The organism is Actinomycetota bacterium (genome assembly GCA_005774595.1).
Lineage (GTDB): Bacteria > Actinomycetota > Coriobacteriia > Anaerosomatales > D1FN1-002 > D1FN1-002.
In genome coordinates, this window is sequence record VAUM01000041.1 from 1 (window position 1) to 9,918 (window position 9,918).

Sequence of the window (9,918 nt, forward strand, 5' to 3'; positions counted from 1 at the left end):
CGCCTGCACCGCGGCGCGGCCCTTCTTCATGACGACCGGCGCCTGCCAGACGTCGAGCGCGCCGGCGGCGAGCACGGCGTCGAGCGCGATCGCGAGCAGTTCCGGCGCGAGGTGGTCGATGCAGGTCTCGAGCACCACGACGTCCTCGTCGCCCGCTTCGTCCGGCAGCGGCTCGCCGGTGACCGCGCGAAGGACGTTCGGCAGGCCCTCGACCTCGCGCGATCCCGCTCCGTGCCCGACGGCGCCGACCGCCATCGGCGGCATCGGCCCGAACGAGGTCGCGAGCGTGCGCACGAGCGCCGCGCCCGTGGGTGTGGTGAGCTCGCCGAGCGACGCGTCCCCGCCGTACGCGGGCACGCCTTCGAGCAGCAGCGCGGTCGCGGGCGCGGGGACCGGCAGCGCTCCGTGTGCGCAGGTCATGGTCCCGCCGCCGAGCGCGACGGGCGAGCAGACGATCTCGGGCGACCCGAGCGCGGCGTAGGCCGCGCACGCGCCCACCGTGTCCACGAGCGAGTCGACCGCGCCGACCTCGTGGAAGCGCACCTCGCCGGGCTCGACCCCGTGCACGCGCGCCTCGGCATCCGCGAGCAGGCCGAACGCCTGCAGGGACAGCGCGCGCACGGTGGCGGGCAGCGCCGCGGTGCCGAGCATCGCGCGGACGTCGCTCCACGCACGGTGCGGCTGGATCGCGGCCGCGTCCACGCGCACCGTTGCGCCCTCGACCCCACCGCGGGCGGCGCGCTCGAACGCCAGCGCCCACCCGTCGAGCGGCAGCGCCGCGAGCGCCTTGCGCACGGACGTCTCACAGGCCGGGCCGCCGGCGTCGACGAGCGCGGCGAGGAGTTTGTCGCCGGACACGCCACTCGCGCAGTCGAGCCAGACGATCATGGTCCGCCCTCGCCGGGCGCCTCGTCCGCCGGCCCGCGGCGGTTCCCCGCGCGGTTGATCCTCACGGCGAGCGCTGCGGCGCCGAAGCCGTTGTCGATGTTGACCACACCGATTCCGCTCGCGCAGGCGGTGAGCATCCCGAGCAGCGCGGCGACGCCGCCGAACGCGGCGCCGTAGCCCACCGAGGTCGGCACCGCGACGACCGGGCACGCGACCAGCCCCGCGATCACGCTCGGCAGCGCACCCTCCATCCCCGCCACGGCGATCACCACGCGAGCGTCGCGCAGCAGGTCCTGATGCGCGAGGAGGCGGTGCACCCCCGCGACGCCGACGTCGTACAGCCGCGTCACGCGCGCGCCCATGACCTCGGCGCAGATCGCTGCCTCCTCGGCCACGGGGGCGTCGGAGGTGCCTCCGGTGGCGATCACGACGTGCCCTTCGCTCGGCGGCGCCTCGCGGCGGTCGACCACGATGAGCCGGGCTTCCTCGAAGTACCTCGCGTCGGAGGCGGACTGCGCGACGCGCTGGTAGTGCGAGGCGGACGCCCGGGTCGCCAGCAGGACCTCGCCGTGCTCGAGCACCTCGCGCGCGACCGACCGCACCTGGTCCGGGGTCTTGCCCTCGCAGAAGACGACCTCCGGGAAACCGCACCTCAGGTCGCGGTGGTGGTCGACCTTCGCGGCGCCGACGTCGCCGAACGGCAGGCGTGACAGCGCTTCCGCCGCTTCAGCCGGGCCGGTCGTGCCCGCGGCCACCTGATCGAGAAGGCGCCTGACCCCGTTCGCGTCCATCCGTCCTCCGTGCCTTCGCTTCATCGCCGCGCCGGCGGGTGGCCCATCTTCGAACGGTTATACTCCGTTCGAACGGCGAGCGGGCCGGATTCGCGGCGCGTGTCGCCTTACGGGACCCGTTCGGGAAGATGACGCCGCCGTGACCTTGAAGTCCCGCATCGACTCGCTCGAGACCGTGGTCAAGGGCTACATCGTGGGGTACCTTCTCGCGATCGCCGGCCTGATCGCGGTCGCGTTCGTCGGGCTCGAGGGGCCGGTCACCGACACGCCCCACCGCTTCTTCATCGCCGGCATCTCGGTGTTCACGCTCGCGTTCGCCGGCCAGGTCGTCGCGTTCCTGCGCGGACGCGCGCCGGTGAGACGGGTCCTCGATGCCGCGATCGCGCCCGAGCTGGTCGCGCTCGTCCTGCTCGTCGCGGCGCTCAAGCCCGCGGCCGACGTCGGCTTCGCGGTGGCGCTCAGCGTGCCGATGTTCTACATCAGCGCGGTCCGCAGGCGCGATTCGTGGTTCGCCGCGGGCCTGTGCGCCGCCGCGTACATCGCGGGGCACGGCGTCGCGGAGCTCACCGGCGCCCGGCACCAGGTCTACGAGTGGGCTGCGATCGGCATCCAGGCCGGCGCGCTGGTCTACCTCGGCGTCGCGCTCGCGCTCAACGCGACGCATCATGCCGAGCACGAGTCGCAGATCCAGGCCGCCAAGGAGGCCAACGAGCACCTCACCGACCGGCTGCAGCGCCGTCTGACCGAACTGCACGCCGTCTCGGAGATCACCGAGATCATCCACTCGACGCTCGACTTCGACACGATCGGCCCGGTCGTCATCGAGATCATCCAGAAGGTGATCGACCTGCCGAGCTGCTCGCTGTTCGTCATCGACCGGTCGAAGTCCGAGACGCTCTTCTCGACGAGCACGTTCCAGCCCGGCTCGGCGCCTGTGGACGTCTCGTACGACGTGGTGTCCGGCCGCGGGAACGACGAGCACTTCAGCTGCATCTCGGTCTTCGACCACAAGACGATGATGGTCGTGTTCTGCGCCGAGACCGAAGCGCTGCAGGGCATGTCGGCCGAGGACAAGCTCGTGCTCCAGGCGGTCGCGAGCGAACTCGTCGTCGCCGTCGAGAACTCCCAGCTGTACAAGCTGACCCGCACGCTCGCCATCACCGACGAGCTGACCGGGCTCACGAACTACCGCTACCTGCAGCAGCGGCTCGACGAGGAGGTCGGGCGCGCGCGCCGTTACCACAAACACGTCTCGCTCGTGATGCTCGACGTCGACGACTTCAAGCAGTTCAACGACACGCACGGCCACATCGCCGGCGACGAGGCGCTCGCCGAGCTCGCGCGCGTGCTGCGCTCGTGCGTGCGCGAGGTCGATGTCGTATGCCGGTACGGCGGCGAGGAGTTCTCGGTGGTCCTGCCCGAGACCGACGCGACCGGCGCCTACGTGGTCGCCGAGAAGATCCGCGAGGGGATCGAGTCGTTCGAGTTCGCAGACGCCGCCGGTGAGCGCGGCGTGAGCCTCACCGCGAGCGTCGGGGTGGCGAGCTACCCCGCCCACGCGTACGACAAGGAGACGCTCTTGAAGCAGGCGGACGACGCGCTGTACCGCGCGAAGGGCTCGGGCAAGAACCGGGTCCGCTCACCGCACCGCAAGCTGACGCCCCCGGGCGAGGTCGACGAGGCCGCTCCCGCGGGCAAGGGGGTGGGAGCGTGACGCGCTACGCGTTCCTCGGCCCGGCGGGGACCTTCTCGGAGGAGGCCCTGCTGACGTTGCGGATCGAGGACCTGGAGAAGGTCGACTGCCCGACCATCGAGGAGGTCTTCGAGGCGGTGCAGCGCGGCCAGGCGGAGTTCGGCATCGTGCCCATAGAGAACTCGGTCGAGGGCTCCGTGCCCGCCACGCTCGACGGCCTCGTGTTCGACACGAACCTCGAGATCCAGGCCGAGGTCGTCATCGACGTCCATCACAACCTCGTCGCGGCTCCCGGCGTCAAGGCCGCCGACGTGGAGCGGATCGTCGCACACCCGCAGGCCGCGGGGCAGTGCCGGCGCTGGCTGCAGCGCCACATGGTCGGCAGGCCCGTGGACGCCGCGAACTCGAACGCCGATGCGGTGCGGACGGCCGTCGACGACCCGCGGGTCGCCGCGATCGGGCCCGCGCTGGCCGCGAAGATCTACGACGCCCACGTGCTCGAGCGCAACATCGAGGACTACGCGGGCGCCCAGACGCGGTTCGTGGTCATCGGCCGCGGCATCCGCGAGCGCACCGGTCACGACAAGACCTCGCTCGCGCTGTTCATGAAGAAGGACAGGCCCGGTGCGCTGCTGATGATGCTGTCCGAGTTCGCGTACGGCGACATCAACCTGACCAAGATCCAGTCGAGGCCCACGAAGCGCCAGCTCGGCGACTACATGTTCTTCGTGGACCTCGCCGGCCACGTCACCGACGAGAACGTGCGGCTCGCGCTGGACTGCCTGCGCCTGAAGCTGCGCGAGGTCAAGGTGCTCGGCAGCTACCCGAAGGCGGGGAAGCGGTAGGGAGCAGCGGGACCGTCGGCGGGCGCTACGGAGTGCCGGTCGCGTCCTGCTCGTAGACGCGGCCAGCGTCGTACAGCGCGGTGTCGGCCTTGAGTTCCTTGACGACCGCGGCCACGTCGCGGTCGCCTGCGGAGACGACGTAGTAGCCGCCGGCCTCGTCCTGGAACACGACGCCGCCGTCGGGCAGGCCGTGACGGCGCAACACCGACTCGATGCTCTTGCCGGGCTTCAGCCAGATGCCGACGTAGGCGCTGGACTCGGGAAGGCCGTCGACGGTGCCCACGAGCCCGGGGTGGCGCCCCTCGTCGCGCGCCGCGCGGTTCGAGCCCCACGGGTCCCAAAGGAGCAGGAAGATCAGGACGATGATGATGACGAGAGCGCCGATGCCCAGCGTCGTCCAGACGCTGCTGCGCTTCTGGCGCTGCTCGGCCTGCTCGCCCTCATCGGCGATGGTCTCGACCTGTGCGTCCGTCATCGCGCGGATGCCTTCCTTCACGCGTACCGCACCCCGCCCAGCCGCGGCCGGACCCTGGCCAGCAGTATAGATGATGCGCCGAGGGGGTGTCGTGGCCGCGCCGGCTGCGCGGGTCTGCCGTATACTCGCCGGCAGAACCGCAGCCGATGACGCGAGGGGGAGCATCCGTGCTCGACGCCCGCTGGGTCCGTGACAACGCCGACGAACTTCGCGCCGCCCTCGAGGCGCGCGGAGCGTCGTGGGACCTCGGCGGGTTCCTCGCGCTCGATGAGGAGCGCCGCCGGCTGATCGTCGAGACCGAGGGGCTGCAGGCGCGCCGCAACGAGGCGTCCAAGGCAATCGGCGAGATGATGAAGTCCGGACGTGCCGACGAGGCTGCCGCGCTCAAGGACGAGGTTCGCGAGGTCAACGCGTCGCTCGAAGCCCTCGAGGCCCACCTCGGCGGCGTCGACGACGAGGCGCGCGACCTGCTCATGACCGTCCCGAACCCGCCGCACGGGTCTGTCCCGCGAGGCGCCGACGAGACGGCCAACGTCGAGGTCCGCCGCTGGGGCACGCCGAGCGGGTTCGCGTTCGCTCCCAAGGCGCACTGGGACCTCGGCCCCGACCTCGGCATCATCGACTTCGAGCGGGCGGTGAAGCTCGCCAAGTCGCGGTTCGTGGTGCTCGGCGGCGCGGGCGCGCGCCTGGAGCGTGCCATCATCAGCCTCATGCTCGACATGCACGCGGCGGCCGGCTATCGGGAGTGGTGGCTGCCGTCGCTGGCCAACGCCGAGACGCTCACCGGCACCGGCCAGTTGCCGAAGTTCGCCGACGACCTGTTCCGCACGAGCGAGGGCCTGTACCTCATCCCCACCGCCGAGGTCCAGCTGACGAACCTCCATCGCGACGAGGTGCTCGAGGGCGACACGCTCCCGCGCCGCTACACGGCGTACACGGCGTGCTTCCGGGAGGAGGCCGGCGCCGCCGGCCGCGACACGCGCGGCATGATCCGCGTCCACCAGTTCGACAAGGTGGAGCTCGTCAAGTTCTCGAAGCCCGAGGAGTCGATGGACGACCTTGAGACCATGGTCGACGACGCCGAGCGCGTGCTCCAGGCGCTCGGACTGCCGTACCGCGTCATCCTGCTGTGCACCGGCGACATGGGGTTCGCGGCGTGCAAGACCTACGACATCGAGGTCTGGCTGCCGAGCTACGACGGCTACAAGGAGGTCTCGAGCTGCTCGAACTGCTGGGACTTCCAGGCCCGGCGCGCGTCGATCAAGTACCGGCAGCCCGACGCGTTCAAGGGCTCGCGCTTCGTGCACACCCTCAACGGCAGCGGCCTGGCGGTCGGGCGCACGCTCGCCGCGGTGCTCGAGAACTGCCAGCAGGCCGACGGCAGCGTCGTCGTGCCCGAGGCGCTGCGACCGTACATGGGCGGGCTCGAGGTCATCACCGCCGAGGGATAGGCCTCCGGCGGCTCACACGTCACCGAGCAGTCGCGTCGCGCTCCCGTTGAGGATGTCGGCGAGCTCGTCGTCGGACAGGCCGAGCCGCCGCAGGTGTGCGAGTTCCGCGTCCACGGCCGTCCACGGGCCGTCGCTGCCGAACACGATGCGGTGCGCGCCGTGCTCTCGGACGAGTGAGAGGAAGCAGTCGTCCGGCAGGTGCCCGAGGGTGTAGCAGGTGTCGAGGTACACGTCGCGCCCCGCGATGAGGTCCGCGACCTCCTGCCACAGGCGGAACCCGCCCATGTGCGCGAGCACGACCTTCATGCGCGGCCACGCATCGAGCATCGCCGCGAACGATCGCGGCGTGCCGCGCAGCGTGGGCAGGCCGATGTCGATGCCGGCGTGGAACAGCACGACCATCCCGTAGGAGATGGCCGCCTCGTAGACCGGCTCCATGCGGGCCTCGTGCGGCTCGAAATCCTGGTACTCGGGGTGCATCTTGAAGCCGCGCAGCCCGTGCGCCGCCATGCGCTCGATCTCGACGTCCGGGTCGTCGACGTCGGGGTGCATCGCCCCGAACGGGACGATGCGGTCCGAGGCGAGCCCGGCGGCCCAGTCGTTGATCGCGCGCACCTGGGTGGGTTTGGTCGCGACCGGCTGGATCACCGAGACGTCGACGCCGCAGCGGTCCATCTCGGCGAGCAGGCCGCCGACGGTGCCGTCGAACACGGCGGTCACGTCCGCCTCGGCCTCGAGCGCGGGGATCGCCGACGCGGCGACCGCGTCGGGGAAGGCGTGGGTGTGGAAGTCGATGACGCGCATGGCTACGGCGTGCCCGATGCGGGCGCGGACGCTGCCGCAGAGACGGCCGGGCGCGCGATCACGACGGCTCCTCGTCGCGGCCGGTCAGACGGAGGACGAGGTCGTGCGCCCTTGTCGCGTCCGTGGGCAGCAGGTCGTCGGGTATCTGCTCGAGGGCGACGTACCGGCGCGCCCACTTTCTCGCGCAGTCCGGACGCGCCGCGAGGCACCAGGAGCGCCGCATCTCCTCGAACATCTCGGGCGAGTAGCCGGATGCCGCGGTGAAGAAGGGACACGTCTCGACGAACTCGCACACGGCCATGGCGATGGCTCCCTCCGGCGTCCGCCGACCCTACTTCCGTATCTCCCCCAAGTGCGCCTGGTACCGCCCGCCGCCGCCCTTGGCCAGCACCGCGTAGCCCGGCACGTCGTACACGCGCAGCCGGTTGTCGAGGAAGTCCGAGAACACGAGGGTCTTCCCGTCGTCCGACACGTCGAGCGCGGTGCACTGGTCGCCGCCGATGATCGCGTCGAGCGGCTTGCCGGTGGCGGCGTCGAGCAGCAGGATCGAGCCCCACTCCGGCCCGGGCACGTAGTAGTTGCTGCCGTTCTCGCCGCGGCACGAGACGAACAGCACCTTGGCGTCGGGCGACAGGTCGATGGTGTTGGGCTTCTCGTCGGTGTCGACGAACTTCTTCGTCTCGCCGGTGTCCAGGTCGGTGACCCAGACGCAGTCGCGCCCCATGTCCGAGGTGAACAGGCGCCGCGACTTCTCGTCCGCGACGAAGTGGCGCAGCGCGCCTCCGGTGCTCTTGAACACCGTCTCGCGCGCGCCGCTCTCCAGGTCCACGCGCTCGAGGATGCCGGTGTCGAACGACGCGACCCACAGCGTCATGCCGTCGTCTGCGGCGTACAGGCCGCGCGGGGTCTTGGCCACCGCGATCTCGTCGGTCAGCGTCCCGGTCTTCAGGTCGAAGATCGACACGCTGTCGCCGGACCAGTTCGACGCGTACAGCGTCTTCTCGTCGGGCGACAGTTCGATGACCTTCGTCCAGTTCTTCGGGCTGCCCGTCTTGAACTCGCGCAGTACCTTGCGTGTCTTCACGTCGACCTCGAAGACCTTCGCGGTCTCCATCTGGCTCGCGTACGCGCGCGTGCCGGCCTTGTTGAACAGCACCTCGACGGCGCCGTGCGTGCCGAGGTTGATGCCGCCGGTGATCCTGCCGGTGCGCGGGTCGACGATCTCGATGGACGGCTGGGCGTTGAGGATCGTCGTCCACGCCTCGCGGCCGTCCGGCGTGACCATGACGCCCTTCGGCCTACCGGCGCACGGGATCATCCCGAGCGTGTGGACGAGCTGGCCCTTCGGGTCCAGATTGACGATCAGCGCGCGCTCCGCATCGAGGAACAGGTCGGTCGAGTAGGTGTTGAAGCCGTCCTTGGCGACCGAGACCCGGACCGGGCCGGCCGGGACCGTCTGCGTGAGCGCCTCGGCGCCCGAGTACTTCTTGTCGCCCACGAGCATCGTGATCGAGGCGCCCTTCGGCGTGACGCACCGCACGCCGAGCTGCTGGGGCAGCGGCTCGAGCGAGACCTCCTCGGAGGTGCCGAAGAGGCGCTTGGCCTTCAGCGTGCGCTCGACCGGCGCGAAGCCGGCGCGCTCGACGCGCAGCGCGTAGGCGCCCGGCTTCATGCCGCCCGCCGTCAGCGTTCCCACCGCGGAGCGGTCCCCGAGGGTGACGCGGGCGTCGGCGGGCAGCGGCGTGACCTCCACGGTCACCGGCCGGGTCCACAGCCAGACGGCCAGCACGAGCGCCGCGGCCGCGGCCGCGCCGGCGACCCACGGCGCGCGCCTGCGCGCGGGGTGCTTCGTGAACACGTACGCGCCCTCTCGGACGCGCTGGTTGCGCGGCAGCGAAGCGGTACGGCGCCGGGGCGCGGGGCCCGCGCCGAGGCGGCGGCGGTAGCCGACCGGGTCCGACACGCCGTCCAGCGGCCTGCGCGCCGGCGGCCGGCGCCGCTGCTCGCTCATGCTGCGTCCTTCATGGGTCGCATGATACGACGCGCGGGCATGCCGCTCACGCGCCGGACTCGAGGTAGCGCTCGACCGCGGCGACCGCGGTCTCCGGGCTGTCGGCGTGCACGAGCAGGCCCTCGCGCTCCCAGCGCTCGAAGGACGTGCCGAGCGGGAAGTCGAGCGCCACGACGGGCCGGCCGGCGTTGAGCGCCAGCGCGATCTCGGACAGCGTCCCGGCCTCGCCGCGGCACGCCACGACGACGCGGCTCGAGAGCACGTTCGTGAGGTTGCGCGCGTGGCCGATGCCCGAGGCGATGACGACGTCGAGGTGCTCCGAGGCGCATCCGGGGTCCTCGTCCGGCACGACGCCGACGGTCAGGCCGCCCGCCTCGTGCGCACCCGCCGCTGAGGCATCCATCACGCCGCACGCACGCCCGCCGTTGAGCAGCACCCAACCGCGTTCGGCGATCAGCCGCCCCAGCGTCCGTGCGTGTCCGAGCGTGCGCTCGTCCGCCGTGCCTCCGCCCATGACGCCGATGACGATACGCATCGCGCAAGACCCCCTTCGCCCGCCGTGCGCGCCCACTCTAGCGCACGCGCGCGCGGGCGGGGAACGGCCCGCCCTCAAGGCGCGCGGCAGTCCTGCCGATACCACTGACGGAACGTTAACGCACCTTAAGACACGAGGTACTGAGGCCCGGACCTGCCCGGACTGCGGCGGCCAGGGCTACAAGATCGAGCTGGACCCGTACAAGTAGGTTCTTCGCGTGCACGGCCCGGGCTGCGAGAGCGGCCCCCGGTCACCCCCCTCCACCGGGGGCCCGCCAAGCCCGGAGATGAGGAACGGCCCCGGAAGAGACGTCTTTCGGGGCCGTTCGTCATCCGCGACTGCCGAAGCCGCGCTACTTCAGCCGGTAGACGATCGTGACCTGCGCGATCATCTCGAGCTGGCCGGGCTCGATCGCGGCCTGAGGG

General features: G+C 71.4%; 10 protein-coding genes. 3 read left to right on the top strand and 7 right to left on the bottom strand.

Going from position 1 to position 9,918, the window contains the following annotated elements:
* Together FDZ70_02995 and larB are read right to left on the bottom strand one after the other, a co-directional pair.
* Window positions 1-888 (bottom strand): LarC family nickel insertion protein (locus tag FDZ70_02995; protein ID TLM79453.1); only part of this gene is annotated, 888 nt, incomplete at its 3' end.
* Window positions 885-1,679, bottom strand: a complete 795-nt coding sequence (gene larB / locus FDZ70_03000) for a nickel pincer cofactor biosynthesis protein LarB (GenBank protein TLM79454.1) — start codon at window positions 1,677-1,679, stop codon at window positions 885-887. The genes FDZ70_02995 and larB, both read right to left, overlap by 4 nt.
* A 139-nt stretch (window positions 1,680-1,818) precedes the next feature.
* Between larB and FDZ70_03005 the strand changes: the two genes are divergently transcribed.
* Window positions 1,819-3,393 carry a GGDEF domain-containing protein gene (locus FDZ70_03005; protein ID TLM79455.1) on the top strand — a complete coding sequence of 525 codons (1,575 nt, stop codon included), beginning with the start codon at window positions 1,819-1,821 and terminating at the stop codon, window positions 3,391-3,393.
* Complete coding sequence (pheA, locus tag FDZ70_03010; protein TLM79456.1) at window positions 3,390-4,217, top strand: prephenate dehydratase; 828 nt, start codon at window positions 3,390-3,392, stop codon at window positions 4,215-4,217. The genes FDZ70_03005 and pheA overlap by 4 nt, the downstream gene beginning before the upstream one ends.
* Before the next feature lie 25 nt (window positions 4,218-4,242).
* On the opposite strand, the gene FDZ70_03015 is transcribed toward pheA, so the two are convergent.
* Window positions 4,243-4,692, bottom strand: coding sequence for a hypothetical protein (locus FDZ70_03015; GenBank protein TLM79457.1), 450 nt, complete (start codon window positions 4,690-4,692; stop codon window positions 4,243-4,245).
* Between the two features lie 167 nt (window positions 4,693-4,859).
* On the opposite strand from FDZ70_03015, the gene serS reads away from it, so the two are divergent.
* Window positions 4,860-6,143, top strand: coding sequence for a serine--tRNA ligase (gene serS / locus FDZ70_03020; protein TLM79458.1), 1,284 nt, complete (start codon window positions 4,860-4,862; stop codon window positions 6,141-6,143).
* Between the two features lie 12 nt (window positions 6,144-6,155).
* On the opposite strand, the gene FDZ70_03025 is transcribed toward serS, so the two are convergent.
* The 4 genes from FDZ70_03025 to FDZ70_03040 are packed head-to-tail and all read right to left on the bottom strand — an operon-like array spanning window position 6,156 to window position 9,472.
* A complete protein-coding gene (locus tag FDZ70_03025; protein TLM79459.1) occupies window positions 6,156-6,947 on the bottom strand; it encodes an amidohydrolase in 792 nt (263 codons plus the stop codon).
* A 58-nt stretch (window positions 6,948-7,005) separates the two neighbouring features.
* Window positions 7,006-7,248 carry a hypothetical protein gene (locus FDZ70_03030; protein TLM79460.1) on the bottom strand — a complete coding sequence of 81 codons (243 nt, stop codon included), beginning with the start codon at window positions 7,246-7,248 and terminating at the stop codon, window positions 7,006-7,008.
* A 30-nt stretch (window positions 7,249-7,278) separates the two neighbouring features.
* On the bottom strand, window positions 7,279-8,958 hold the full coding sequence (locus tag FDZ70_03035) for a hypothetical protein (protein ID TLM79461.1): 1,680 nt from the start codon (window positions 8,956-8,958) through the stop codon (window positions 7,279-7,281).
* Window positions 8,959-9,004: 46 nt separating this feature from the next.
* Window positions 9,005-9,472: a DNA-binding protein gene (locus tag FDZ70_03040; protein TLM79462.1), complete on the bottom strand. Its 468-nt coding sequence runs from the start codon at window positions 9,470-9,472 to the stop codon at window positions 9,005-9,007.
* Between the last annotated feature and the right edge of the window lie 446 nt (window positions 9,473-9,918).

What these genes read in the sequence shown, in the direction of transcription:
- larB (TLM79454.1), bottom strand. Translation starts at nt 1,679, where the DNA reads ATGGACGCGAACGGGGTCAGGCGCCTTCTCGATCAGGTGGCCGCGGGC.
- FDZ70_03015 (TLM79457.1), bottom strand. Translation starts at nt 4,692, where the DNA reads ATGACGGACGCACAGGTCGAGACCATCGCCGATGAGGGCGAGCAGGCC.
- FDZ70_03025 (TLM79459.1), bottom strand. Translation starts at nt 6,947, where the DNA reads ATGCGCGTCATCGACTTCCACACCCACGCCTTCCCCGACGCGGTCGCC.
- FDZ70_03030 (TLM79460.1), bottom strand. Translation starts at nt 7,248, where the DNA reads ATGGCCGTGTGCGAGTTCGTCGAGACGTGTCCCTTCTTCACCGCGGCA.
- FDZ70_03035 (TLM79461.1), bottom strand. Translation starts at nt 8,958, where the DNA reads ATGAGCGAGCAGCGGCGCCGGCCGCCGGCGCGCAGGCCGCTGGACGGC.
- FDZ70_03040 (TLM79462.1), bottom strand. Translation starts at nt 9,472, where the DNA reads ATGGGCGGAGGCACGGCGGACGAGCGCACGCTCGGACACGCACGGACG.